The sequence below is a fragment of the Corynebacterium phocae genome (assembly GCF_008693075.1).
In the GTDB taxonomy this organism is placed as follows: Bacteria; Actinomycetota; Actinomycetes; order Mycobacteriales; family Mycobacteriaceae; genus Corynebacterium; species Corynebacterium phocae.
In genome coordinates this window covers 102078-128033 of the sequence record NZ_VXKJ01000037.1, presented here as the reverse complement: position 1 = coordinate 128033, position 25956 = coordinate 102078, and the positions used below count along the sequence as shown (strand labels likewise).

The window sequence follows — 25956 nt, the reverse complement described above, 5'->3', positions numbered from 1 at the left end:
TTGCGGCAACGTGGCCACCGCTACAACGCAATAGAGATTCCAAATCATAGAGGTTCCATAGCTCAGTGGGAGAGCGTTCCGTTCACACCGGAAAGGTCGCTGGTTCAATCCCAGTTGGAACCACCATCCACCCCGTCTACCGGCTTGATTGCTGGTAGGCGGGGTTTGTCGTCGACGATCACCACAGGGTGGTGCCAAGGGGGGCGTGGCACGAGGGTTCCCACACCACATTTTTGCGCGGAGGCCCTGAAGTGGTTTCGCGCGGAGGGCCTGTAGTGGAGACCCCGTCTTCTGCCTTCCCGGCGCGGGGTCGGGTATCTTCGCAACAGTAGCGGCAATAACGCACTGGCCCTGCTCCCAAGGAGACAAGATACTGACATGAAAACCCATTCTTCGCCTACACCGGAGTTGCTGCTTGGCCCCAAGTCCGGCCCGGGAATACGCGCCATCATGGTCAGCTCCCTCACTGGGTCCGCTGCAATGTCCGGTAATTCCCAAGAATTAGGCAATCAGGCTGACACCGGTTTACTCATGGCTCTACGCCAGTGGGCGGACGTGGTCCTGGTTGGGTCCGCTACCGTGAAAAAAGAAAACTACGGCGGTGTGCAGCCCACCCCGGCGCGTCCCGTACCCCCGCCCATCGCCGTAGCCACCCGCTCACTGGACTTCAACGTAAATTCCCGGTTCTTCCGTGACTGCACTACTCCCCCGCTGTTTTTGTGCCCGGAAAAGTCCCTAAGCCGGGAAGATATTCGCAGCCGTGCAAAGGCAATTGAAAAGGCCGGCGGGAAAGTCCTTACTGCGGGCACGGGAACCATCGAAGACTACCTTCGGGTACTTCAAACCCACGGAATGACGCGCGTGTCCTGCGAAGGGGGCCCGGGAATTCTGGGGCAATGTATCCGCGCTGACCGCCTGGACAAGCTCTACCTCACCTTATCCCCGCACCTGGGCTCTGGGGTAGAACTGCCGCTGTCTTACGACGCGGAGAAACCGGTTTACCGGCGGATGGTTTTGGAAAGCGTCATACCGGATGTGGATGGCACGGTGTTTCTCCGCTATTCACGCACGGCTGGGGAATAAGATTCTAGGGGTGAACTCTCCTCACCAACACTCGCCCCGCTTTTCTTTCCCACCTGCAAAGTCTGGGGATAGCCCGGATTTGGCTACCGCATCTTCGCGGCGTGATGCGCGGGCAGGTAAACCCGGGACCTCCCGGCTAGCTTCATTCTTTGCCACCAATTCCCTGTGCGAGGCTAAACCCCTTGATTGCTCCCCCACTGTTGCAGGCCGGGCGGTTCGTAACGCTGCGTGGCCGGTGGCACTAGTGTTGGTGATACATCGGGTTCTGGTGGTGGCTCTAAACGGCACACCTACCGATGATTTCACTACGGTCTACAGTGCAGTCCGGCGGATGCTGGACGGCCAAGCGGTCTACGAGCAGGCATACAACCACGTGGACCCCCTGTACCTCTACAACCCCGGCGCCACCGCCTTGCTTTCACCGATGGGGCTGATTGATGACTTTGCCACCGCTCGCACCTTGTTTATCGTGTGCAACGCCCTGGCGGTAGTTCTGGCCATGGCTGTGATGACGCGCACGGTGGGTCACAAGCTCGACGGTTGGTTGTGGCCGGCCTCACTGGCAGTGGCTTTTTCTACTGAGTCCGTCACCAACACCCTGGCATTTACCAACATCAACGGACTGCTGCTGCTGGCGCTGTCATTGTTCCTGTGGGCCTTCATCCGCGGCAACGAGGAAAAGTCCACCTCCCTCAGGCTTCTTGCCGGGGTGGTCATTGGCCTGGCGATTGTCATCAAACCTCAGTTCGCACCCCTGCTTGCCCTTGCCGCTGTGAGACTTGACTGGCGCGCATTCTTGGGTGGCTTGGGCATCCCGGTGGGGCTAAACCTACTGGCCGTGGCCTTTATCCCCGCCACAGACGGATATATGGAAAAGTTGGTTCCCTACCTGGCTATCACCCGGGACTACGCCAACTCTTCCTGGGCGGGCGTCCACGCCTACTTTGAGTTTGGGGACGCCTTTTACTGGACGGTGTGGCTTAGTGCGGCCTTCCTGGTGGGTGCCACACTGCTGGGGCTAATCCGCTTTTCCCGCAGTGACTTTAGACTCTGGGCACTGAGCACAAGCGGCGTCATCTTTGTAGGGATCTTCTTCCTGTCCTCGCTGGGCCAGCAGTACTACTCAATGTGGCTATTTCCGCTGATGTTTACCGCAGTGTTTAGCGCTAGCATCTTCAGATCGTGGCCCGCCTGGCTGGCAGCCGTTTTGTACTTGGCCCCTTTGAGCTGGTTTAGCAACCTCCACCCGGATGCCGGGCGGTGGATGTCCTTTTTCGGGGGAACGGTTGGATGGCTGCTTCTCATTGTGGTCGCAGCGGCTACAACGGCCGGCTGGTGGCGCCGGAGCGTCCAACAAGACCGGGCAGCGTCAGCTGGCGGTACGGTTTCCTCATGCGGTGCCGCGCGGAACGACGATGTTTGACCGGGCTCTACCTTGTTGAAGTAAACTCCTAGGGCATGACTGATTTCAAGCTTATTGCAGACACCGAGTGGAAAAAGCGGCTAAGTCCTGAGGAGTACCGTGTACTGCGCGAAGCCGGTACTGAAGCGCCATTTGTGGGGGAATACACCGACACCAAGGCTGAGGGTGTTTATTCCTGCCGCGCCTGCGGGCAAGAACTGTTCCGCTCCACAGAGAAGTTTGATTCCCATTGTGGTTGGCCCTCCTTCTTCTCTCCTTTGGCTGGTGACAAGGTTATTGAGCGCTCCGACAACTCTCACGGGATGGTACGCACTGAGGTTATTTGCGCCAACTGCGAGTCCCATCTTGGCCACGTGTTTACCGGTGAGGGCTATGACACCCCTACTGACCAGCGCTATTGCATCAACTCAATTTCGCTGACGTTGGAAGAAAAGCCGGTCGAAGACTAAGGCCGCAGAACGCGCGGGCCTTTATCAAACCCACCCGCGCAGCCGGCGTTTCTCCTACCCGGATAAGAAAAATCCACACCAGCAAGTAGCAGCCAGAGGCCGGAAGAAACAGGTGTGGATTCGCCAGTATTCGCCGTTAAAGGGTCGTGCTAGTCCGGGCTGGGCGTCCTAGGGAAGGATTGCTAGCAGCTCGCTTACATCCTTGACCCGACGGCCGGTGTGGAAGGGGACCTCCTCGCGGATGAAGTGGCGGGCCTCGGTATAGCGCATGAGGTACATGAGATCCACGATCCGGCCAAGATCTGGGCCCTCGAAGGCCAGGATCCACTCATAGTCGGTCAGCGCGAAGGCCGGTACGGTGTTAGCGCGCACATCCGGGTAGTCGCGAGCCTTCATGCCGTGCTCGGCCAAAATTTTGCGCCGGCGCTTCTCATCCATGGTGTACCAGTCGAAGGAGCGCACGAAGGGGTATACGGCAATCCAGTCACCGGGCTCTTCTCCCATGATGAACGAAGGTAGGTGAGACTTGTTGAACTCAGCGGGCCGGTGTAGGGCGGTGCCTACCCAGGTGACCTCGGATACTTGGCCTAGCGTGGTTTCACGGCGGAAAGCAGCAAAGGCTGCCTGGATATGGGCGAAGTCTTCAGCGTGCCACCAGATCATAAAATCGGCGCTGGCGCGCATGCCAGATAGGTCGTAGATTCCGCGAACGGTGACTTTTTCTTCGGATTCCAGGCCTTGGAAGAATTGCTGGGCCTGCTCCGTTGCCTCCGCACGGTCAACCCCCAAGGCTCCTGGAATTATCCGGAAAACTGCGTGTTGCGAGTACTGCTGGATGCTGTTGAGTTTCTCGAAATCGAGCTTGGCCATGGATCTCAAACCTCCGTATAGGAAAAGTAGTCATTATGTACCATCCATCATAGACCTGTTCTCTAGACGGTATCCACGGCCGCGGCCCACGGCGCGCCTTACTGGCGGAGGGGCAGTTTGCTATTAGGTTTACATGGCGTGAGCACAAACGACTCTTTCTCTCAAACTGCAGGAAAACCGGCAGACCTTCGCGCACATGCCGCGAAGAAGGTTGCTCGGGACAATCCCACCACAGCAGACGAAAAGGCGGCACAGACACCGCCGGCATTTTCCTTTGCGGTGGAATCAATGCATTCTGCACACCTGCGCTCTGATATCTCTCTGGGAACCATCAGGCCTCCACAGCGCCTAGCCCCCTTTAGTCACGCCGTTGGCTTGGAGGTTGACCGCTACCACGACATCGAGGATCTGGAATCTGTCCCTGCCGAGTCCGAGGGTGATGCTTTTGGGCGCCTCATCTTGCTCCACGATCCAGGCGCAGAAGAAGCCTGGGAAGGCAGTATGCGGCTGGTGGCCTATATCCAGGCAGATATGGACTCCGAATTAGCTGGTGATCCCCTACTGCCCGATGTCGCGTGGGAGTGGCTCAAGGAGTCCATGCAACACTGCAACGCTGGTCACACCAATCTGGGCGGAACGGTGACCGCAACGGCGTCGGTTCGTTTTGGCGAAATAGGCGGCCCGCCGCGCTCCCACCAGCTGGAAATGCGCGCCTCGTGGACCGCCGAAGGCACGGACCTGGCCCCGCACGTAGAAGCTTTTGGAAAAGTTCTTGCCAACGTGGCCGGTCTACCGCCCGAGGGCGTTACTAATATCAGAAACTAGTTTTTAATGTCTTCCCTTCATTCCTCGCCATCTGACGGTATCCCCTCAGTGGCAGATTCTCCCTCGGACTTTCTCCAGGTTGCCAAGCAGTTGGCAGCAGGAACCGGCCCTTTTGCCATTGATACTGAACGCGCGTCTGCTTTCCGCTACGACGACCGCGCCTTCTTGCTGCAAATCCGGCGCAACGGTGCCGGTACCTTCCTCATTGACCCGGAGGGCGGGCGAGCTGAGCTTTCGAAGGCCCTTGGCCCAGTCCTCAACGGGGCGAAATGGGTCATCCACGCGGCCCCTAGTGATTTGCCCTGCCTGGCATGGTTGGGCCTTTATCCGGGCACCATTTTTGATACCGAACTTGCAGCCCGCATAGCCGGGTACGACCACCCGAACCTCTCGGCCATGACGGAACTGCTCTTGGGCGTGGAGCTGGAGAAGGGTTACGGAGACGCCGATTGGTCAGCCCGGCCTATTCCCCGCAAGCAACTGGCCTACGCCGCGCTTGATGTGGAGTTCCTGCTCGAGTTGGCGGAAGAATTAGCTGAGATTTTAGCGGAAGATGACAAAACCGAGTGGGCTGAGGCCGAGTTCGCCGAAATTGTCAGACGCCACGCCGATGTAACGGAGCCCCAGCCCGCGAACTGGCGCGACTTGAAGGGCATCTATACGCTAACTAGCCCCGCTCAGCTTAACGTCGCTAAAGCATTGTGGACCAGGCGCGACACCTTGGCTAGAGCCAAAGACCTGGCCCCGGGAAGACTACTTTCCAACCGGACCCTTATTGAGATCGCTCGCGCAGTGCCCACTTCCGAGGCTGGTTTGCGCCGGGTACGGGGATTCCCCAGCCGCCGTAGAGGTGCATCCTCCATGTGGATAAAGGTCTTAGAGGCCGCTTCCCGCACCAAAAAAGGTGAGTGGCCCCGCCTGCCCAAGCCTTCCGCTGGCGTTCCTGCCAAGAGCTCCTGGTCACGGGAATATCCCGAGCTGTGGAGCATGTACCAGACCATTCGCGACGATATCGAGGTCCTCGGGGAAGATCTCTCCATGAATTCTGACACTATAATCCGCACGGCGGAACTACGGGCGGTACTGTGGGCAATTCACGGTGATACCAGCAGCCGCCGGCCGGGAGATAGGGCGGGCTCCGTCGCCCATCCTGGCAAGGTGAAGACGCAACTCATCGAGGAGGGCGCCCGGGAGTGGCAAGCTGATTTGGTCGCCCCAATTATCGTTCGGCACGCCTTCCCTGAAAACTAGCGGATGGCACCCCGTACCACTCCCGCCTAGTCGTTTAGCTCGTTGTGGGCGTTGACAATAGTGCTAACCCACTGGTTGATTTGCTCCGCCATACCATCAGGTGCCAGGCCGACATCTTCCAATAGCTGCCCACGCGAGGCGTGCTTCGGATAGAAGCTAGGGAAGGCCAGACGGCGGTGTGGCGTATCTACCTCGGCAGAACCCAGGGCCTCGCTGATGAGGGATCCCACGCCGCCCCGGATGGTTCCATCTTCGACCGTGACCACCAGGTCATGGTCAGCGGCCAGTGCAACGACCGACTGGGCAACAGGTGCCACCCAACGGGGGTCGATTACAGTGACGTTGAGACCGTCTTCCTCAAGCATCTGCGCCGCCGCAAGGCTGCGTGCAGACATCGCACCAACGGAAACTATGAGGACATCAGCACTGGAGTCATCTTTGTTATCCGAATAATGCAAGATATCTACGCCATCAGCAAGGGTATCCAGGGGTTCCTGATCTTCAAGCAGATCACCTTTAGGGAAGCGCACCACCGTAGGGCCGTGGTCAATAGCAATGGCCTCGCGGAATAGCTCCCGCAGGCGCGTTCCGTCACGCGGCGCGGCCACCTGAATGCCGGGGACGATGGTGGAGATAGCCATATCCCACACACCGTTGTGGCTAGGACCATCAGAGCCAGTAACCCCAGAGCGGTCAAGCACTAGCGTAACCGGAAGGCGCAGGAGCCCAATGTCCATCAGAAGCTGGTCAAACCCACGGTTGAGGAAGGTCGAATAGAGCGCTACCACCGGGTGTAGACCTGCCATGGCCAGACCGGAAGCGGAAGTCAAGGCGTGTTGTTCGGCAATGCCCACGTCAAAGAAGCGGTCCGGGAATCTTTGCGCAAACGGAGTTAAGCCGGTAGGTCCCGCCATGGCGGCTGTAATAGCCACGATGTCTTCCCGGGCTTCGCCCGCTGCAATTATTTCCTCGGAAAAAGCTGCGGTCCAACCGGGTTGGTCCACACCAATGGGCACGCCGGTGACGGGATCGATTGCCCCGGTGGAGTGCATCTGGTCATTGGGCTCGTTAACGGCCGGTTCAAATCCGTGCCCCTTCTCAGTGACCACGTGGACCATAATGGGTCCCTCATAGTCCCGGGCATAGGTCAGAGCGTGGTCAAGGGCCTCCAGGTCGTGTCCGTTGACCGGCCCCACGTACTTCATTCCCAAATCGGGGAACATCTCGGTAGGGATAACGGTGGACTTCACTCCCTCCTTGACTGCGTGGAGGGCGTCGAACGCACGCTCCCCTACCCAGCCCAAGGACTTGAGGCGCTTTTTCCCCTGTTCCATGAGTTCGTCGTAACCATGCTGGGTGCGGATTTTGGAAAGGTTCTCGCTAAAACCACCAATGGTGGGTGAATAGGAACGTCCGTTGTCATTAACAATGACCACGGCGTTTCTTTCCTTATCAGCTGAAAGGTTGTTCAGCGCTTCCCAACACATACCTCCGGTCAACGCGCCGTCACCAACTACCGCAACGGCGTTACGGTGGGATTGACCCTTGAGCGCGAAGGCCTTAGCCAAGCCGTCGACGACCGAGATCGAGGCGGATGCGTGGGAGGACTCAGTCCAGTCATGCTCAGACTCGCCCCGATCGGTGTAACCGGACAAGCCGCCCTTCTGGCGCAGGGTGCCAAACTGGGAGGCGCGTCCGGTCAAAATCTTATGGACATACGATTGGTGCGAGGTATCAAAGACAATCGCATCCCGCGGGGAGTCGAAAACCCGGTGCAGCGCTATGGTTAACTCCACCACGCCCAGGTTGGGCCCCAGGTGGCCACCGGTCACGGAAACCTGGTCAATGAGGAACTGCCGGATCTCCCCTGCCAGTTGCTCTAATTGCTGCTCAGAGAGTTTTTTCAGATCGCTTGGTGACGACACCGTATCTAGAATTGCCATAAAGACCGTTTGAACCTCATCTCACAACGAACGCTGACCGCGATAGTTTTTCTCTGCACCCCGCCAGGGGGGCGCTTTGTAGTATTACCCTACGATACTCGCACGGGAACGTAAATGAGTAAACGTCCCGCGCATGAAATTAATAGTAGTAGCCGTGCCAAATCCACCGCCCGAAAGCCCCAAGCAGCGGCGGCTTTTCAGGCTTTCCGGGGCTTTGTCCCCGGAACCGGGAACACTTGGAACAAGAAACGCTCCAGCAGCCCCAAGCCCGGGCACAATCCCCAGCTCCGCACCCGCTTTTTCCCTAACCCTAGTTAGAGCCCGGTACAACAAGGGAGTTCTGCCAGCTGCGCCAACCCCTTGGAAAGAGGTCAACCCCATGGGGAGAAACTAGGCTTTGTTACTGCGCTCTAGCAGTGCGACCGCCTCAACGTGGTGGGTACCGGGGAAGGCATTGATCACCGCGAGATTGGTGGGAAAGAAACCTGATTCTTGCCAGTATTGGAGGTCCCGGGCGAAGGTAGCCGGGTCACAGCCCACGTGGATGACCTGCTGAGGCGCTGCTGCGGCCACGGTGGCAACCACCTTTGCGCCCGCACCCGTGCGCGGGGGATCTAAGACCACTGCTGCGGGGCTAGGTAGTTGATCCGCTACCTTTTCCACCTTGTCACTGACCACGTGGACATCAAATTCTTCCAAGGAAGGCTGGGAGGCCACTGTTGCCGCCGGGGAGAAATCAACGGAATACACCGCCGCCTGGGCACCGTTAGCACCCAGTGACTGCGCGATAGCGGGTACGAACACGCCTACGCCGCCGTAGAGGTCCCATCCCACTGCTTGCCCGTCTTCTTCCTCGGCCGGCCGCAGCCACTCGCGAACCAGCTGTGCGTAGCGGTCTGGTGCCCCCGCGTGCGCCTGCCAGAAGGCGGCCACCGGAAAGCGGAATTCATAGCCGTCAGCGCGCTCCACTACCTGTTTGTTGCCCTCGATGATGTCGGTGATTTTCTCCACCCGCTTGCCCCGCGGGGCCTTGCGCGTTTGAGCAACATGCCGGTTGCCCTCAGCATCAATGACAGCAATGACCTCAGCGCCGGGGCTAAACCGGCGAACATCATCAGAGGCTCCCACCAGACCATCGACCAAGCCGGGCGCCAGCTGGGTACACACCTGGTCAGTGACCAGCTCGTGGGAGCCACGCTTGCGCAGGCCAGCGCGGCCCTTGTCATCTACTCCCAGGCGAACGCGGGTGCGCCACCCGCGGCGCGGCGTCAACTCGATGAGCTCTGGAACCGGGAGGTCGGAGAGTTTGCCAATACGGCGCAGCTGCCCAAGAAGGACCTCCGACTTTATATCCAGCTCCTTATCCGGGTCCAGGGTGTCAAAGTCACAGCAGCCCGCACCAGCCTCAGCGGCCGGGCAATAACTATCCACGCGCAGCGGGCCTTTTTCCTCCACGGATTGAAGTTCCGCGCGGCCAAAGTTCTTCTTCACCTTAGTCACTTTTGCTTTCACCACGTCCCCGGGGAAAGCGCCGGCTACGAAAAATACCCGGCCGTCACCGTCTAGCTCCGCAATTCCTTCACCGCCGTGGGCCATGCGTTTTACGCTCAGCGTTACTTCATCGCCTACACGGATAACGTTTCCGGAAGCAGAGGTATCAGGTGAAGCAGAGGTATCAGATGCAGTCATTTAGGAGTCTTTCTTTGGATTTTCATCGGTTGTGCCCGGCGCAGATGACCGAGGCGTGCTTGGCTGGGGGTTGGTTGACTGGGCCGTGGTTGACCGGGGCGCAGCCGGGTGGTGATTATCTAGCGGTTGCTCTACACCCTTGGATTCCTGGGCGGCAACAGACCGTGCGGATGAGGGGGCATCGGTAGTCTCTGCAGGCAAGCTAACCTTTCCCTGCGCTACTGCCTCATCTACCGCGGCGTTGGCGCGCTTGACCATCAACACAGTCAGTACCATGACCAGGCCGGTCAAAGGCCAGCCCATCAGCACCCGCGTGAGCCCCAGCGAGGTAGTACCCTCCGCAGAATTATAGATGTGGTTTTGCACCAAGAAGCGAGCCAAGAAAATGGTGGCCCACCCCGCGGTAGCAAAGGTATAAGACCACAAGGCCTTGGGTACCTGCCGCCAGATCATTGACTCACCGTTAACGCCCTTCCACACCACGCCCACAGCCGGCCAGCGCACAAGCATAGAAATAGTGGTGAGAACAAACAATACAAAGGAGGCCCAGATCCCGTAAAGGAAATACCCCTTAGCGTCACCGGTCAACCAAGCAATACCGGCGCAGATAGCAACACCAATGAGCCCAGATACGGCCGGTTGTAGAGTTTCTTTGCGGGCTAGCCGCCAGGCCATAATCGCCGCAGCTACTAAAAGTGCGGAGATAAGCGCGGGCCCCATTCCCCACTGGGAATTCACAGGTATTAAGACCAGGACTGGCAAGGTTGCGGACACTAACCCGGTCACCCCACCCATCTGCTCCAGTAACGTCTGGTCCTCGATGGGCTTTTTGACTTTCTTGGTCGCCTTAGTCGGTGAAGCTTGGCGCTTGCCGAGCGGTGATACGGACAACTACTTTTCCCCTTGGGCGTCAGCGGAGCCGTTAGGGGCAGCGGAGTCGTCAGTCCGCAGGCTGCGCATGTGGTTAATGGCGTCTTGTTCGGCGGCGTTTTCCGGGGTGTTTTGTTGCTGGGCGGCGCGTTCATTCATGGCTTTTTGCACCTGCTCCACCAGCGGTTGCGGCATGGATATAGGAAGGGAGTTTCCTGCCAGGATGGGTTCTTCCCCGCGGTAGACGAAGGTGCGGGCCGCGACCTCGCGGGCGAGGGTTGCTAGATCATCTTCTTTGCCTGTGGGCGCGGCGGTAGTCAGCCGCAGTAGCCAGCGAGGGCCTTCAATGCCGATGATGCGGATGGTGCCGTTTTCATTGACACCCACGATTTCACTTCCCCACGGGCCTTGCTCAACGTGCGTTGCCAGGCCGTCGTTGGCCACACCTTTGATCAGGTCCTTGCCGGATTCCGCCCACTGCCCAGGGGAACGCGGTGCGGCGAAGGCAACCGGCGTAATGCGCCCATAGTGGGTGACAATGTGGAGCATCCGTGGCCCGGAGGCCCCCATCTCCACCTGCACCTGGGAATTTTTGGGCAGGGGAATCCGCAGTGAGCCAAGCTCTAGCAAACCTAGGGAAAAATCGGAGAAGTCAAAGTCCTCGATTTTGACCTTATCCCCGTCGAACGGCCCCATGGTACCGCCCACAGGATCGTGGGGGATCGAGGTAATCTCCACGTCTGGGCGCTCCGGAGAGGTGCTGCCGGTAGCGTCTTCGGAAGGATCCGGCTGGCCACTGCCAGCGGCCGCACCACTGCTATCCACGCCAGCTACATCTTGCTGGGCGGCCCCGGGTTTAGCGCCGGGTGCACCAGCAGGAGCATCCTTTAGACTATCTTCTTCTTTATTTTTTCCAAACGGCCACAAAGCCATAATAGGTATTCCTCTCAGCGGTAAAAATCCGCTCATCTAATCAGGTTAAACACTTGCTCTCCCGGCGGGCCTTGCACTGCGCCTTACTGGCACTGCGAAAACCAACGAAGGGTCTAAACAGGGAAAGAAGTAGTAATTGCCCTCCAGAGTACGGGTTTTCACCAAGATTCTAAATTTTTACTTAAGAATTGATGCCACCTTCACACTCAAACCCCTGGTCACCGGGGATGCCCGCACGTGGCCCAAGGCTAATTCACTCCGGTAGATCCGTACCCGCCCTCTCCCCTAGCGGTGTCCTCCAGGCCATCTACCTCAACGAAGTCCACAAGCTCGACTCTCTGCACTACCAACTGAGCAATCCGCGTCCCCCGCTCAACCGTGTAGGCCTTCTCCGGGTCCAGGTTAATAAGGCACACCTTGATTTCACCGCGGTATTCCGCGTCGATGGTGCCGGGGGTATTGACAATGGACAGCCCGTGCTTGGCAGCTAGTCCTGAGCGCGGATGGATAAGCCCCACCGTCCCTAGCGGAAGCGCGATGGCTATACCCGTACCCACTAAAGCCCGCTGGCCGGGGTCAATGGTCACCGTCTCAGCGGAATAGAGGTCCGCGCCGGCGTCCCCGTGATGGGCGCGACGGGGCAGGGGAAGTTCCTTGTCTAGTCTCTTGACCCTGATTGCTCCTGGGGTTTCGGCAGATTCTTGGTCACTACTGAATTTACTCACGCGGCCTAGCTTACCGTGGACCCAATAACTAGTACTAGGCAGCGTAGAATACTAACTCGTGACTACTCATCGGAATAACTCTGCCTCTGTTCGCTATTCGGAACGCCAGTGGGTGCCGTGGTACTTCTGGTTCAACGGTGCGGTGGTGATTGTGATTGCTGCGGCCACCTTCGGACTAAACCGCGGTCTTACTGCAGGCCTCATAGCCGCCGCCATCCTGGCAGCACTGGGTACGTGGATTCTGATTTCCTGGTCTTCGACGGTACTTACCGTGGAGCAAGACCAAGAGGGCACGCGCTGGTTGACGGTGGCAGGTGCCCAACTGCCCGATGACGTAGTCTCACGCAGCCTAGCCGTCCCGAAATCCGCGCGGCGAAACGCCCTGGGCCCCCAGCTGGACCCGGCGGCCTTCCTAGTCACCCATCCCTGGATTGAGACTCATGCCATGTTTATCCTTGATGACCCGGAGGATCCCACCCCTTACTGGATGGTAGCCACCAAAGACCCGCAGAAGCTCATTGCCGCCTTTGTTCCCGACCAGGCCGCACAAGCAACTAAGGGACTTAAATAACCCCGACCTGGTTCCAAGGCCCGCCGCCAGGGCCTCTACCTACCGCTTTAACCCCCGTGCCGGCCGCGGTAGCCCCCGTGTACCAACCGCTACGATCCCGCGGCCCGGCACCTGCCGGCACCTGCTGGCAGCGCTTGCAGCGCCAATTTTCCACTCCAGCCGCTGGTGCTCGCCATTACCCCTGGAAACCGCCGCAAGCGGGTAAAACGCCAAAAGCCCGCGCCCTGTGCACAGGTGGCAGAGGTCGCGGGCATAGGATGCGGCGCGTGGGTTAACGCAAAAGTCTCAGTCCTAAGCGCAGTCTAGGCAAATCGGATTGTCGTCTTCATGGTGCGAAAGACGTTTGTTGGACTGAACTAGAAAGCAGGAAAAACACGTAAATTCGTGTTCCTGACGTGGCCTAACTTCTACGTTGAGCTCCTCACCCGTGAGGTCAACTGTGGGCGGCTCGAAAGGCTCAACGATTTCGCCATCGTCGTCAATACTGCTGTTATCAGATTCGGCAGCTTTCAAACCCTCGAGAGAGTCTGTTTCAAGCTCGTCTTCTGCACGACGGCGCGGTGCGTCATAATCGGTAGCCATGGTGGGCGTCCCTTCTGAAGTTGGTTTCTAATTCTGGTGCTTTTACCGATCGCGCATATTAAACGACAAACTCATAAAAGTCATAATGCGCCACGACAGGGGCTAGAAAATTATCACCCCCATGCGGACAAAGCCCGCCCTAAACTGGCAAAACCTCACCGGCCCCCAACGTGAATAATAATTTTCCCAACCGTTGCGCAATACCGGGGTTGCCCGCCAGGAAAAGCTCCGGAGAATCTCCCCTGGACTGCATTCCCGGGTGGTGGACCACCGCACCCGCTTCCCTGGCAATAATGGTCGCGCCTGCGAAATCCCAGGCCTTAGTGCCATGCTCGTAATAGGCGTCCACCCGGCCCTCCGCGACGTGGCAGATGTCCAAGGCGGCCGAGCCAGCCCGGCGGATGTCACGAACGCGCGGGAGGACCTTGACCAACAGTTCCGCCTGCGCTTTTCTCCAGTGAGATTTGTAGGCAAAGCCGGTGGCAAGCAAGGTCATGGACAACCTATTTTCATCACTGGGGAAAAGTCTCACGGCGTCTTCCCCAGGGCGTTGAACAAAAGCGCCCAAACCCCGCCCGGCGTAATAGGTGTCACCAAGCGCAACGTTAACTACTGCGCCGGCTACGGGTTCACCATTAACGACGGCGCCAATTGACACCGCGTATTCGGGGATCGCGTAGAGGAAATTGACGGTTCCGTCTATCGGGTCAATTACCCAAGTCACCCCGGTGGAAGAATCCGCTAACGCCCCCTCCTCACCGAGAAAACCGTCGTTGGGACGCCGGCTGGATAGATAGTTGACTATGTAATCCTCACTGGCTTTGTCTACTACTGTGACTGGGTCTTCGGCGGTGCCCTTAGCTTCAGTTACCGCGGCCAATCCACCCTCGGCCACCAGGTCCGCCCTGCGCGCTCTGACTATTTCCGCCGCCCCCACGGCCGCTTCCACCGCTAAATCTTGCAGCTGTTGGAAAAAATCTTGCGAGAACCCGGCGTTGGACGTGGGGGTTTTACCATCAGGGACACCAGATTGGTTGTTATTCATGCCATCTATTCTGCCTTCTTCTACACTAGTTGGCATGACTAAAAATTCTTCGCAGAACGTTTCTGACAAACCACGAAAACTGGCGCTAGGCATTGACGTGGGCGGGTCCGGAATCAAAGGGGCCGTGGTGGACCTTGAAACTGGTGAGTTTGCCACCGAAAGGGTGCGGATTGAAACCCCCAAGCCCGCCACGCCGGACGCCGTGGCCGCAACCATCAGAAAGGTCGCAGATGAGCTGGGGTGGGAAGGCCCCATTGGCATCACTCTTCCCGGCGTGGTTCAAAACAATAGGCTTCGCTCCGCCGGCAACATCGACCAGGCATGGTTGGGGCTCGACCTGGATGAGCTCTTCGCCCGCCACTTGGACGGCCGCCAGGTGGCCATCCTCAACGACGCCGACGCCGCCGGGCTTGCTGAGGTCGCTTATGGCGAAGATCTCGCTAAGAAGGGCGCTGTCTTGTTCCTCACTCTGGGCACTGGCATTGGCTCCGCCTTCCTCCTTGACGGCAAGTTGTTCCCCAACACCGAATTGGGTCACATGCTCGTGGGTGACATGAAGGCAGAACACCAGGCTTCCTCCGCCGTCAGGGAACGTGAAGGTCTTAGTTTCAAGAAGTGGGCAAAGCGGCTCAACGTGGTCCTCAACGAGTACTCAAACCTGTTTAACCCGGACGTTTTCATTGTTGGCGGCGGGGTTTCCCGCAAGTTTGACAAGTGGGGGCCGCTACTTGAGACCACTACCCCGGTGTTGCCCGCGAAGCTGAAGAACCGGGCGGGGATTGTGGGTGCCGCCATGGCTATCACCGACCGGATTGAACGTCAGTCCTAAGCTCTCCCGACTGCCCGGATTTTCCGGTTGTGAAAAAATTTTCCGGCTAACCCCTTGACAAAGAGGAATTCAACCGCCTGGTGTCACATCGCTTTGGGGTTTTGCGTTATACTGGGCGGTCGATCCTACAAATGACTATCCAACTTTGCGCCTCGCTTCATAACTGCGAGGCGCGTTGGTAGTCAACTATGAAACTTAAGGCGAAAGGGCGTACGTGGCAGCCACTGAATCTTCAGCACAGGCACAGGACGGCAACGCAGAAGTTGACTCCTCTAGCGCTGGCGTAACCAAGCGCACGGCAAAGAAAACCGCCAAGAAAACGGCAAAGAAAACCGCCAAAAAGACGGCCAAGAAGACCGCAAAGAAGACTACCAAGAAGGCAGATAAGGAGCCCGCGAAGAAAACCGCGAAGAAGTCTGCCAAGAAAACTACGAAGAAGACCGCTAAGAAGGCGGCCAAGAAAGCCTCCACTGCGGCCACGAAGAAGACTGCGAAGAAAGCAACAGTTAAAAAGACTGCTGCCAAGAAAACCACTGCCAAGAAGACGGTTCGTAAGTCTGCGGAGTCCAAGGACACCGCACCAGAGAAGGTTTCCGTTGAGGCTGAGGAGGATGATGATCTACCAGTCGATCCGGATGTGGATTCGGATGTTGAGGACGTAGATCCGGACGCCTTGGTAGACGACGAAGATATTGATGAGGACCTCCCGGCTGATATCGACGAGGACGATGAAGACGCGGAGGACGAAGACTCTGATGAGGATGAGGCCGGAAAAGCCGTCTGGGATGAGGATGAGTCTGCGGCATTGCGCCAAGCCCGCAAGGACGCTGAGCTTACCGCGTCTGCTGACTCGGTCCGCGCCTACCTCAAGCAGATTGGTAAAGTTGCGCTGCTCAACGCTGAGCAGGAAGTTTCCCTTGCTGAACGCATCGAAGCCGGCCTTTACGCCCAGCACAAGCTCGATGACGCTATCCAGGCTCAGAAAGACGGGGATAAAGAAAAATCCCTTAAGCCCGCAGACAAACGCGATCTGCGCGCTATTGCCCGTGATGGCCGCAAGGCTAAGAACCACCTGTTGGAAGCAAACCTCCGCTTGGTGGTTTCTTTGGCAAAGCGCTACACCGGCCGCGGCATGGCGTTCCTAGACCTGATCCAAGAAGGAAACCTCGGCCTAATCCGCGCGGTGGAAAAGTTCGACTACACCAAGGGCTACAAATTCTCCACCTACGCCACCTGGTGGATCCGCCAAGCTATCACCCGTGCCATGGCCGACCAGGCGCGTACCATCCGCATCCCGGTCCACATGGTAGAAGTTATCAACAAGCTGGGCCGTATCCAACGCGAGCTCTTGCAAGACCTGGGCCGCGAGCCAACCCCGCAGGAGCTGGCTAAGGAAATGGACATCACCGAGGAAAAGGTGATGGAGATCCAGCAGTACGCCCGCGAGCCCATCTCCTTGGACCAAAACATCGGTGATGAGGGTGACTCACAGTTAGGTGACTTCATCGAGGATTCTGAGGCCGTGGTAGCCGTCGACGCGGTGTCCTTCACGCTCCTCCAGGATCAGTTGCAAGACGTCCTTCTTACGCTATCCGAGCGGGAAGCCGGTGTGGTCCGTCTGCGCTTTGGCTTGACCGACGGTATGCCCCGGACACTGGACGAAATTGGTCAGGTCTACGGTGTCACGCGCGAGCGTATTCGCCAGATCGAGTCCAAGACCATGTCCAAGCTGCGCCACCCATCGCGTTCTCAGGTACTGCGCGACTACCTGGACTAGCTTTCCAACGCGGACTTAACGCCGCCACCGCCTTCCCCCATGTGTGGGCAAGGCGGTGGCGGTTTCTTTATGTTCGGTGTCCGCGCCCGGGGCCCATGTTGCGCGCGATGGTTTGGCGGCGGGCCGTAGAGGCAAAGCAAAGCCGGGGCGCAGGTCCCGGTGTGGGTTTCCTGCGCCCCGGCGGAGCGGTAGCCCCCTTGGGGCTTACCTTGAAGCTGTAGTTCTACGAACTACTGCTGGGTTTCGCCGTTAATCTCCGTGTTGAGTTTTTCTTCCAGGCACTGCTCCACGGCGACCTGGGTTTCTAGACCCATGCAGTCCTGCGCACCGGTGCTGTTGAAAAGGGACACACCCAAGGCAATAAAGCCGATGGCGCCGAGTAGGGCCAGAACCGAGGTAACAAGGCCAACTACTGACATCCAAGTGCGGCTCAGCTCCTTAGGCAGTTTCTTCCCCTTTACCAGGGCAATGATGGCCAGGATGATGCCAATTGGACCCAGTAGGAATGGTGGTAGCACCAGCAGCAGGGAGAGCAGGGCCAAAATACCCACGCCAAGCGCCCAGGGGGCAAGCTTGTTTTTCTCGGCCGGGATCTGAGTATTTTCGTATCCCACAGGACCTGCCCCATAGCCGGCTACCGGGGCGTTATTGCCGTAGGCAGCTCCCTGGTCGTGGTTCACAGCGCCCGCCTGGTGGGTCTCATTGCCGTAGGAAGGAAGCCCGTTGGTGTCGTTGTTGTCGCCGTAGGGGGTGTTTGGATTGGTCACTGTTGGTGAGCCTTTCTCTAGTCTTCTAGTCTTTAAACGTTCGCAGGCCACCCTACCGGAAAGATACCGGAATAGGTAAGCCTTAGCGTCGCATTTCGATTACATTCAGGAAACATCTGAGCTACGCCGCCACCGGTCCGGGCCTAAAAAGCCTGGTTTGGGGCAGGCTTTGTGCACGGGGGCTGTACCACTACTCCCCTAGCAGCACTACCAAGAGCGCAAGTAGTCTATGCGCTCGCGCAACTGCTTGGCATTGCACAGAGCGGTGGGCGGACCGCCGCAGGCCTTGCGGGCCTCGGTGTGGATGGCACCGTGGGGGCGCCCGGAGTTCTGTGCCTGGATGGAGACCACGGTATTGAGTTCTTTGCGGAGCTTTTCCAGCTCGTCTACCACTCCGTCGCTGGCGGGCACGGCCTTTCCCGCGCCACGCTGCGGGGCGGAGGGCAGTCCAAAGATGTCGCGGCGGTGGGCCTCGGCTGCCTCGGCAGCCCGGCGCGCTTTTTCTTCCGCATCGCGGCGGTCTAGCTCCTCGGACTGTTTCTTTCGGAGTAGATCTTTGACCTGGTCCGCGTCGAGTAGTCCAGGGATCCCCAGGAAATCATCATCCACGTCGCCCTGACCGGTAGTAAACTGCGATCCGTTGTAGAGCAGACCGGAAAACTCCGCTTCCGCGCCCAGGGCTTCGTAGGACTTCTCCAACAAGTCCGGTTCGGTTTTCTTCTGGTTGGCCTCATCGAGCAGGTCATCATCCCAGCCTTCTTTGTCCGGCTTCTCCCCTCCCAGGACGTGGTCGCGGGATTTTTCCATGTTCTCCGCCAGTCCCAGCAGGACGGGGACGGAAGGCAGGAATACGGACGCGGTTTCGCCTTTGGCGCGTTTTCGCACAAAGCGCCCGATGGCCTGGGCGAAAAACAACGGCGTGGAAGCTGACGTGGCGTACACGCCCACGGAAAGCCGCGGAACGTCCACACCCTCGGAGACCATGCGCACGGCCACCATCCACTCATCGTTGGATTGGTCAAACTCCTTGATGCGCTTGGAGGAACCCGGGTCATCCGACAAAATGACGGACACTGGGGTGCTAGACATTTGCTTCAAGATTTTGGCGTAGGCACGTGCAGTTTGCGTGTCGGTGGCTAGCACCAGCCCGCCGGCGTCGGGTACTACGCGGCGCACCTGCAGGAGTCGGGTGTGGGCGGCTTGCAAGACGGCGGGAATCCAGTCCCCTTTGGGGTCTAGGGCGGTGCGCCAAGCGCGGGCAATGTGTTCGGGTTTTAGGATATCGCCCAACCGGGCCGCGTACTCCTCACCGGCACTATCGCGCCAGCGGGATTCCCCGGAGTAGGAAAGGAACACTACGGGCCGGACCACGCCGTCTGCGAGTGCTGCACCGTAGTCATAGGTGTGATCCGCGCGGGAGACTAAGTGACCCTCCCCGTCTTCCTCGTAGCGGACGAAGGGAATCCGCGAGTCATCTGAGCGGAAAGGGGTGCCCGTCAGCGCCAATCGGTGCACGGCATCAAGGTAGGCTTCACGAACACCGTCGCCCCAGCTCTTGGCGTCACCGGCGTGGTGAATCTCGTCCAGGATGACCAGCGACTTCTTGGCGGATGCTACGGCGTGGTGTTTGAAGGGGTGCATGCCCACCTGGGCGTAGGTGACCACTACCCCGTCCATGGCGGGGTTGACGGCGGAGGAGTTTTTAAACTCCGGGTCTAGGGCTAAGCCCACGCGCGCGGCGGCTTGCGACCACTGCACTTTGAGGTGTTCGGTGGGGACCACCACGATAACCCGGTTGACCGTCTTGTCCTCCACGAGGTCACTGGCAATACGCAGCGCGAATGTGGTCTTGCCCGCTCCGGGGGTTGCCACCGCCATGAAATCGCGTGGGCGGGTGGCCATGAACTTATCCAGGGCAGCTTGCTGCCACGCGCGCAGCTGGCCTTTATTCTTGCTCACTTACGACGCAGTGCCTTGTAGGCTTTCTCGCAATCAGGGCACACCGGGGATCCCGGTTTGGCCTGCTTGGTAACCGGGAAGGTGTCCCCGCATAGTGCGACCACAAAACTGCCGTTTACGGCGGAGTCGAGGATTCGATCCTTTTTCACGTAGTGGAAGAACTTTGGGGTGTCGTTTCCCGTTGAGGTTTCATCACGGACATCTGGGCGCTCAATTGTCTTTGTTGTCGTACTCACGCCCACCATAATGCCCCACCAACGCATGGTTGTGCGAGTTAACCAGGTAACGTGGGTTGCTATGAAAGGAAAGCGCAAACCTCACCTCATTACGGACGCCAAGGTTGGCCCGGGCCAAGACCGGCACCGGCGTGAGGTGGAGTACCTCGTTTTGCAAGGCCTGCGCATTCCTCCGCTGATTTTGTGCTCGATCTTTGTCTACTATCACTGGTGGGTTGCCGCTGCGATAGTGGCTGGCATTACTATCCCCCTGCCGTGGATAGCGGTGGTGCTGGGAAACTCCAAGGGCCAGGTACGCGACGAGCGGGAAAGAATGGCTTACCGGCCGGGCATGGCCAGGCAACAGATGCAGGATTTGGAGCGCCAACAGCTCCAACAGCAGAAATTGGCGCAGCTACCCGCGCCGTTGCCTTCGACAATCGACCATACCGAGCACGAGCACGGTTCAGATAAGGAGACACCATGAATAACTATTTCACCAAGCTGGATGGCCGCGTGGTCCCGGCCCAGGTAGCCGAGGACTTGGTGGCAGTATTCAAGGAGGTCGGTTACACCGCTGACGGCCTGGCGGGACACCTGGGCCCGGAATATACTGAGGCGCTCTACCGTGGTGAGCCGGCTCCGGTGGTAATGGCCACCCGCGGCGGATCGAGCCTGGACCTGGTTATCCGCGCTTTCGTGCTCCACGACCCCGTTTCTCTCGAAGATCTAGCTCGGGCTCTGGGAGCCAAGGTTGCCGCCCAACTTGTCGACGCCGCCGTGGCCGTCCCGGAAGAGCCTGCCACCGGCGAAGATACCCAGCCGGCCGGCAGGTTTGTCATTGCCCTGGACATCCGGCCGCACGTGATTGTGGGGCGCAACTACTGGGTCTTTTCGGACGTGGACGCCTCACTCGTGGATCACGTTCCCGGACCGGACCACGTGCTGGGAGTGGGTTCGGCTTCTTTATCGTTGCTGCAATCCATCCCCACCTCCCCTGTGTCCTCCGTCCTGGATCTGGGAACTGGCTCCGGTGTACAGCTACTGGGACAGCTTCATAGTGCGGACGCCATCACCGGCACGGACGTCCACGACCGCGCCCTAGTGTTGGCCGCGGCCACCGTGGCCGGAGCCGGATATGCGGCTAAGAACCGCGTGGAGTTGCTCCAAGGTTCTTGGTTTGAACCGGTGGAGGGACGCACGTTCGACCGGGTGGTAGCCAACCCACCGTTTGTGGTGGGAATGCCAAAGGTGGGCCATGTCTACCGGGACTCCGGTCTGAACCTCGACGGCGCGACTGAGCTGGTTGTCTCCCAAGTCACCAACTATCTCAACCAGGGTGGAACAGCCCACATCCTGGGCGCGTGGATTCATCAGGGGGATATTCCCTGGCAACAGCGCGTAGCGTCCTGGCTCCCTGACAAGGGGGTGCGCGCCTGGATCATTCAGCGCGACGCGGCGGATCCAGCCTTGTACGTCTCCACCTGGTTGAAAGACGAGTCGGTGGATGTTCGCTCCTCTCAGGGCCGCGCCCAGGCAAAGGCTTGGCTGGAACATTTTCACAACCACGATGTCCACGGAATTGGGTTTGGGTTCGTAGCTATCCAGCGTATCGCTGATGATGAACCTTCGGATGTCTTGGCCGAATACCTGCCGCAGGATTTTGAAGATGCGCTGGGGCCGGAGGTAGAAGAGTACTTCCTGCGCGCGAGCTGGCTGGCGGGGTTGGTTCCGGGAGAAATTGAGACGAAGAATTTTGCTCCCAGACCGGGGTTGGCAAAGGAGGATATCAGCGTGGCAGGTGATGGCGGGTCCGCTTTTTCTCAAGCGGCACTACGCCTTACCCGCACGGAAGGCCCGCGCTGGAGCCACGAGGTAGACGAGCACCTGGCCGCCATTATCTCTGGTCTCAACCCTTTCGGTCTCAACTTAGAAGACACCGTGGGGCTTTACGCCGCCGCCCACGGCTTTGACGAGGGTGAACTGCTAAACGCAGCCGTCCCGGCCATAGTAGACCTCGTCCGCCATGGGCTAGTTATCCCCTCCGAGCTGCTCGACTTTGGCCCCAGCGTCGCGGAGTGGGACTAAGCAGCAGGTTTACACATCTACAAGAGCACGTAAGGAGTTAAGTATGCGCGCTGTTCTCACGCGGGTTTCCACGGCCAGTGTCACCGTTGACGGTGAGGTGGTCGGTTCCATCGATTGCCCGAAAACCGGCGGCCTCCTGGCTCTCGTTGGTGTCGCGCATGAAGATGCCTTAGACCCAGCCGAGTGTGAGAAGAAGATAGCCAAGATGGCCGATAAAATAGCCAATCTCCGCATCTTAGACGGGGAGCTAAGCATCTCCGACGCCCAAGCGCCGGTTCTTTTAGTCAGCCAGTTCACGCTTTACGGGCGCACTGCCAAGGGCCGCCGGCCGTCCTGGTCGGACGCCGCCTCTGGCGAGGTCGCCCAACCGATAATCGAGAAACTATCGAAATTATTACAAAGTTCCGGTATAGAAGTCCAACATGGCCGATTTGGCGCGATGATGCAGGTTAGCTCCGTAAATGAAGGACCTTTCACCGTCCTCGTCGAAACCTAGGCTTTACTTGACTCCCCCTTAAAGGGGGCGGAGTCGGCCACTGGTGATGGCAATCGGGAACCTGCTCCGTCCCCGGGGCGTTGGACTTTGTAGATAGCAATTCGCGACGCCGGTTTCCGGCACAACCGCTTCAGGAGGCCTAGAAGTGACTACATCATCCGCTGCGTCGAAGTCCGCGGGAAGTTCCGTGTTCCCTGACGAAGATCAGGTAGACCGTGGATCCCGCCGAAACCAAACCAATGACAATCCTTCTGCCGATTTAGTACGTGTTTATCTCAACGGAATTGGAAAAACCGCGCTCCTCAGCGCCGAAGATGAGGTAGAGCTCGCTCAGCGTATTGAGGTGGGACTCTATGCCGAATACAAGTTAAAAAACGCCGCCAAGTTAACCCGTGCGGAAAAGCGTGACCTAAAGATTTTAGCCCGGGACGGCAAGAAGGCACGCTCCCACCTTTTGGAGGCAAACCTGCGGTTAGTCGTCTCTCTGGCCAAGCGCTATACCGGCCGCGGGATGCCTTTGCTGGATCTCATCCAGGAGGGGAACCTCGGTCTCATTCGTGCGATGGAGAAATTCGATTACTCCAAGGGCTTTAAATTCTCCACTTATGCCACGTGGTGGATCCGCCAAGCTATCACCCGTGGAATGGCTGATCAATCGCGCACCATCCGCCTCCCGGTCCACCTGGTAGAGCAGGTCAACAAACTTTCCCGCATTAAACGGGAGATGTACCAGTCCCTGGGCCGTGAGGCAACCAACGAGGAGCTGTCGGAGGAATCCGGGATTGAGGAGTCCAAAATAGAGATGCTCCTCCGCCAGTCCCGCGATCCAGTTTCCTTGGACATGCCTGTTGGCGCGGATGAGGAGGCTCCACTGGGGGACTTCATCGAGGACGCTGAAGCCACAGACGCAGAATCCGCTGTGGTAGCCGCCATGCGCCATTCGGATATCCGGGATGTCATTCAGACTTTGGAAGATCGCGAGCAGGACGTCATCCGCCTGCGCTACGGCCTAGATGACGGCGTCCCCCGTACGCTCGACCAGATTGGCCGCCAGTTTGGGCTCTCCCGTGAGCGGGTCCGCCAGATTGAACGCGAAGTCATGGCCAAGCTACGTGACGGTAACCGGGCCAACCGTTTGCGCGACTACGCGTTATAACCGTCGCTGCGGATTGGGAACCATCCGGGCGTACTAGTGATGGCCGTTAAGCCGGTCCGGGTCCGCCCCAACGGGCTCGGACCGATCTTGTTTCCACGCGTCTTACCCCGTCCCGGCTGGGAAAAATGCTAGCCCCCGACCACTGATTCATGTTAGGTAAGGCTAAGGTTTTACAACTTTTGCCGGGGACGTACGCCACAGCACCGAAAATCTGCGCTAAAATGGTCGGGGATTAAAGGTTTCACACTCAACGGCCGTCACTTGCACCCTGAAGGAGTCGGTCATTGGAATGAGAACCCCTTTGCACGCGATAGTGTGACACCGCTAGTGCGACACCGAATTCAAAGAAATTTTTGAGGCTGCCATTGTTCAGGCAATCTCTCCAGAAAGGCCACTTATATGCGCGACCTCGTTGACACCACAGAAATGTACCTGCGGACTATCTACGAATTGGAAGAGGAGGGCATTACCCCTCTCCGTGCTCGCATTGCTGAGCGCCTGGAGCAATCGGGACCCACCGTCTCCCAGACGGTGGCCCGTATGGAACGCGACGGTCTGCTACACGTTCGCAGCGACCGCAGCCTAGACCTCACCCAGAGGGGCCGGGAGCTGGCAACTTCGGTCATGCGCAAGCACCGCCTCGCGGAACTTCTGCTCGTGAACATCTTGGGCATGGAACTCGACCGCGTGCACGACGAGGCTTGTCGGTGGGAACACGTGATGAGCGAGGAGGTGGAACGCCGCGTAGTGGAGCTTCTGGACCACCCCTCCCGCTCCCCCTTTGGCAACCCCATCCCTGCCCTTGATGAGTTGGGCATGAAGCAACCCAAGTTGGACAGCGGAATCCGGGTAATTGATCTGCCAGATGGTGAGGAAGTCTCCGGCACCATCGTGCAAATTAACGAGGTCCTCCAGGTGGATGCAGACCACTTCCGCGAACTAACCAAGGCTGGAATTGGCGTCAACAAACACATCACAGTTGTAAATAACAATGGCGAGGTCACATTCACGACCGAAACCGGTGCCACTGTTGAATTAGCAGACGAGCTGGCCCACGCTATCCGCGTGGCCCGCACCTAGGCGTAGAAAAACTTCGGCTCCGCACAGCCTGCAAATCCCGCATCCAGCTCCCGCCAGGGGCCGGATGCGGGATTTTGCCTTTCGCACGCATTCCACAACTTCGCTAACAATCCGCAACCCACAACCCAGCGGACCTTCGCGGGCGCAGAAGCTCCCGGCCGTCGGAATAACTGTCAGGCCAACCCGCCGACAACCCGGCCGACAACCCGGCAACAGCTCCGGGAAACCTCTGGATCAAGATTGCGTACAATCATAAGGTGGAATACAGCCCGGGCGGTTGCGCGGCTGGCGAGAAGACCGACTTATGAAGGATAAGGCTAGACCCATGAAACTTTTAGTCACCGGCGGCGCCGGATATGTAGGTAGCGTCTGCGCTGCCGTGCTGGTAGAACAAGGACATGATGTCACCATCATCGATAATTTCAGCACCGGCAACCGCAACGCAGTTCCTAAGAGGGCGCGGCTGGTGGAAGGCAACCTGGAAGACAAGGCCGCCGGAGTTCTATCCGAGGGCGGGTTTGATGGGGTCATCCACTTCGCGGCGCAGTCGCTAGTTGGAGAGTCTGTAGAAAAGCCCGCGCAGTACTGGCAAAAGAACCTGGTGGCAACTTTAGGACTACTAGATGCCATGCGGGACAACGGCGTCAGTAACCTGGTATTTTCCTCGACCGCCGCTACCTACGGTGAGCCCCACACCGTGCCCATTGTCGAGGATATGCCCACCTCCCCCACCAACCCCTACGGTGCCACCAAACTCTCTATCGACTACGCCATCACCTCCTATGCGCACGCCTACGGCCTGGGAGCTACCTCCTTGCGTTACTTCAACGTGGCCGGTGCCTACGGGGATATTGGCGAAAACCGGGAAGTTGAAACCCACCTGATTCCACTGGTTCTCCAGGTTGCGTTGGGTCACAGGGACAAAATCTTCATCTTTGGCGACGACTACGCGACTGCTGACGGCACCGCGGTGCGCGATTACATTCACGTCCGGGACTTGGCAGAGGCCCACCTCCTAGCGCTGGAAACCAACCAGCCCGGAATCCACCGCATTTACAATCTGGGGTCCGGGGATGGCTTTTCCGTCAAGCAGGTCATCGATATGTGTAGAAATGTCACCGGCCACGATATCCCGGCGGAATTAGCACCCCGGCGCGCTGGGGACCCAGCTGTTCTCATTGCCTCCTCGGACAAAATCAAACGCGAACTGGGGTGGAACCCCAAGCGGACTAAGCTGGAGACCATTGTTAGAGACGCTTGGGAGTTCACGCGAGAACTAGGAGACCAGGCTCACTCCGCGAAGCGTTAGTTGCCCCTACCCCGGATGCAG

Annotated in this window: 25 protein-coding genes and 1 tRNA gene; 15 read left to right on the top strand and 11 right to left on the bottom strand. The window is 58.6% G+C overall.

Annotation, left to right across the window (positions count from 1 at the left end):
* Positions 1 to 51: 51 nt before the first annotated feature.
* The 4 genes from F4V58_RS04875 (at position 52) to msrB (ending at position 2955) form a co-directional block, all read left to right on the top strand.
* Positions 52 to 126, top strand: a tRNA-Val gene (locus F4V58_RS04875).
* A gap of 252 nt (positions 127 to 378) precedes the next feature.
* Positions 379 to 1083: a pyrimidine reductase family protein gene (locus tag F4V58_RS04870; protein WP_075733851.1), complete on the top strand. Its 705-nt coding sequence runs from the start codon at positions 379 to 381 to the stop codon at positions 1081 to 1083.
* Between the two features lie 10 nt (positions 1084 to 1093).
* Positions 1094 to 2506 (top strand): glycosyltransferase family 87 protein, encoded by a 1413-nt coding sequence (locus F4V58_RS04865; protein ID WP_075733849.1) that lies wholly within the window; start codon positions 1094 to 1096, stop codon positions 2504 to 2506.
* Between the two features lie 35 nt (positions 2507 to 2541).
* Positions 2542 to 2955 carry a peptide-methionine (R)-S-oxide reductase MsrB gene (msrB, locus tag F4V58_RS04860; protein ID WP_075733848.1) on the top strand — a complete coding sequence of 138 codons (414 nt, stop codon included), beginning with the start codon at positions 2542 to 2544 and terminating at the stop codon, positions 2953 to 2955.
* A gap of 168 nt (positions 2956 to 3123) precedes the next feature.
* On the opposite strand, the gene hemQ is transcribed toward msrB, so the two are convergent.
* Positions 3124 to 3825 carry a hydrogen peroxide-dependent heme synthase gene (gene hemQ, locus F4V58_RS04855; RefSeq protein ID WP_075733846.1) on the bottom strand — a complete coding sequence of 234 codons (702 nt, stop codon included), beginning with the start codon at positions 3823 to 3825 and terminating at the stop codon, positions 3124 to 3126.
* 138 nt (positions 3826 to 3963) lie between these two features.
* On the opposite strand from hemQ, the gene F4V58_RS04850 reads away from it, so the two are divergent.
* Together F4V58_RS04850 and F4V58_RS04845 are read left to right on the top strand one after the other, a co-directional pair.
* The gene (locus tag F4V58_RS04850) at positions 3964 to 4650 is read left to right on the top strand and encodes a DUF3000 domain-containing protein (RefSeq protein WP_075733844.1); all 687 of its coding nucleotides are present in this window, start codon (positions 3964 to 3966) and stop codon (positions 4648 to 4650) included.
* A 6-nt stretch (positions 4651 to 4656) separates the two neighbouring features.
* On the top strand, positions 4657 to 5901 hold the full coding sequence (locus F4V58_RS04845; protein ID WP_075733842.1) for an HRDC domain-containing protein: 1245 nt from the start codon (positions 4657 to 4659) through the stop codon (positions 5899 to 5901).
* 26 nt (positions 5902 to 5927) lie between these two features.
* Here F4V58_RS04845 and dxs read toward each other — a convergent pair whose 3' ends face one another.
* From dxs to dut, 5 genes are all read right to left on the bottom strand, one after another.
* A complete protein-coding gene (gene dxs / locus F4V58_RS04840) occupies positions 5928 to 7844 on the bottom strand; it encodes a 1-deoxy-D-xylulose-5-phosphate synthase (RefSeq protein WP_075733840.1) in 1917 nt (638 codons plus the stop codon).
* Positions 7845 to 8234: 390 nt separating this feature from the next.
* The gene (locus F4V58_RS04835) at positions 8235 to 9533 is read right to left on the bottom strand and encodes a class I SAM-dependent RNA methyltransferase (RefSeq protein WP_075733838.1); all 1299 of its coding nucleotides are present in this window, start codon (positions 9531 to 9533) and stop codon (positions 8235 to 8237) included.
* Entirely contained in the window at positions 9534 to 10424 is an 891-nt protein-coding gene (locus tag F4V58_RS13040; protein ID WP_425429752.1) for a DUF3159 domain-containing protein, read from the bottom strand. It abuts the gene before it with no gap.
* Positions 10425 to 11336 (bottom strand): DUF3710 domain-containing protein, encoded by a 912-nt coding sequence (locus tag F4V58_RS04825; RefSeq protein WP_075733836.1) that lies wholly within the window; start codon positions 11334 to 11336, stop codon positions 10425 to 10427.
* A gap of 248 nt (positions 11337 to 11584) precedes the next feature.
* Entirely contained in the window at positions 11585 to 12061 is a 477-nt protein-coding gene (dut, locus tag F4V58_RS04820) for a dUTP diphosphatase (RefSeq protein ID WP_075733834.1), read from the bottom strand.
* 58 nt (positions 12062 to 12119) lie between these two features.
* Between dut and F4V58_RS04815 the strand changes: the two genes are divergently transcribed.
* The gene (locus F4V58_RS04815; protein ID WP_075733833.1) at positions 12120 to 12632 is read left to right on the top strand and encodes a DUF3093 domain-containing protein; all 513 of its coding nucleotides are present in this window, start codon (positions 12120 to 12122) and stop codon (positions 12630 to 12632) included.
* A 291-nt stretch (positions 12633 to 12923) separates the two neighbouring features.
* On the opposite strand, the gene F4V58_RS04810 is transcribed toward F4V58_RS04815, so the two are convergent.
* Both F4V58_RS04810 and F4V58_RS04805 read right to left on the bottom strand, forming a co-directional pair.
* Positions 12924 to 13214: a DUF4193 domain-containing protein gene (locus F4V58_RS04810; protein ID WP_075733831.1), complete on the bottom strand. Its 291-nt coding sequence runs from the start codon at positions 13212 to 13214 to the stop codon at positions 12924 to 12926.
* A 139-nt stretch (positions 13215 to 13353) separates the two neighbouring features.
* Entirely contained in the window at positions 13354 to 14295 is a 942-nt protein-coding gene (locus F4V58_RS04805; RefSeq protein WP_245803033.1) for an inositol monophosphatase family protein, read from the bottom strand.
* On the opposite strand from F4V58_RS04805, the gene ppgK reads away from it, so the two are divergent.
* Together ppgK and F4V58_RS04795 are read left to right on the top strand one after the other, a co-directional pair.
* Positions 14294 to 15088 carry a polyphosphate--glucose phosphotransferase gene (gene ppgK, locus F4V58_RS04800; RefSeq protein WP_075736517.1) on the top strand — a complete coding sequence of 265 codons (795 nt, stop codon included), beginning with the start codon at positions 14294 to 14296 and terminating at the stop codon, positions 15086 to 15088. The two genes, F4V58_RS04805 and ppgK, sit on opposite strands and share 2 nt — an antisense overlap.
* Before the next feature lie 214 nt (positions 15089 to 15302).
* Entirely contained in the window at positions 15303 to 16865 is a 1563-nt protein-coding gene (locus F4V58_RS04795) for an RNA polymerase sigma factor (RefSeq protein ID WP_075733829.1), read from the top strand.
* A gap of 230 nt (positions 16866 to 17095) precedes the next feature.
* Here the strand turns inward: F4V58_RS04795 and F4V58_RS04790 are convergent, their stop codons facing one another.
* The 3 genes from F4V58_RS04790 to F4V58_RS04780 all read right to left on the bottom strand — a co-directional run bounded on the left by F4V58_RS04790 (position 17096) and on the right by F4V58_RS04780 (position 19827).
* Positions 17096 to 17632: a hypothetical protein gene (locus tag F4V58_RS04790; RefSeq protein ID WP_075733827.1), complete on the bottom strand. Its 537-nt coding sequence runs from the start codon at positions 17630 to 17632 to the stop codon at positions 17096 to 17098.
* Positions 17633 to 17839: 207 nt separating this feature from the next.
* On the bottom strand, positions 17840 to 19534 hold the full coding sequence (locus tag F4V58_RS04785) for a DEAD/DEAH box helicase (RefSeq protein WP_084559814.1): 1695 nt from the start codon (positions 19532 to 19534) through the stop codon (positions 17840 to 17842).
* Between the two features lie 53 nt (positions 19535 to 19587).
* A complete protein-coding gene (locus tag F4V58_RS04780) occupies positions 19588 to 19827 on the bottom strand; it encodes a DUF3039 domain-containing protein (protein ID WP_211272775.1) in 240 nt (79 codons plus the stop codon).
* Between the two features lie 61 nt (positions 19828 to 19888).
* On the opposite strand from F4V58_RS04780, the gene F4V58_RS04775 reads away from it, so the two are divergent.
* From F4V58_RS04775 to galE, 6 genes are all read left to right on the top strand, one after another.
* The gene (locus F4V58_RS04775) at positions 19889 to 20293 is read left to right on the top strand and encodes a DUF3099 domain-containing protein (protein ID WP_075733821.1); all 405 of its coding nucleotides are present in this window, start codon (positions 19889 to 19891) and stop codon (positions 20291 to 20293) included.
* Complete coding sequence (locus tag F4V58_RS04770; protein WP_075733819.1) at positions 20290 to 21894, top strand: DUF7782 domain-containing protein; 1605 nt, start codon at positions 20290 to 20292, stop codon at positions 21892 to 21894. The genes F4V58_RS04775 and F4V58_RS04770 overlap by 4 nt, the downstream gene beginning before the upstream one ends.
* A gap of 43 nt (positions 21895 to 21937) precedes the next feature.
* Complete coding sequence (dtd, locus tag F4V58_RS04765; RefSeq protein WP_075733817.1) at positions 21938 to 22390, top strand: D-aminoacyl-tRNA deacylase; 453 nt, start codon at positions 21938 to 21940, stop codon at positions 22388 to 22390.
* 145 nt (positions 22391 to 22535) lie between these two features.
* Positions 22536 to 23546, top strand: a complete 1011-nt coding sequence (locus tag F4V58_RS04760) for a sigma-70 family RNA polymerase sigma factor (RefSeq protein ID WP_075733815.1) — start codon at positions 22536 to 22538, stop codon at positions 23544 to 23546.
* Positions 23547 to 23945: 399 nt separating this feature from the next.
* Positions 23946 to 24626 (top strand): iron-dependent transcriptional repressor DtxR, encoded by a 681-nt coding sequence (locus F4V58_RS04755; RefSeq protein WP_075733813.1) that lies wholly within the window; start codon positions 23946 to 23948, stop codon positions 24624 to 24626.
* A gap of 325 nt (positions 24627 to 24951) precedes the next feature.
* Positions 24952 to 25935, top strand: coding sequence for a UDP-glucose 4-epimerase GalE (gene galE, locus F4V58_RS04750; protein WP_075733811.1), 984 nt, complete (start codon positions 24952 to 24954; stop codon positions 25933 to 25935).
* Positions 25936 to 25956 lie beyond the last annotated feature (21 nt).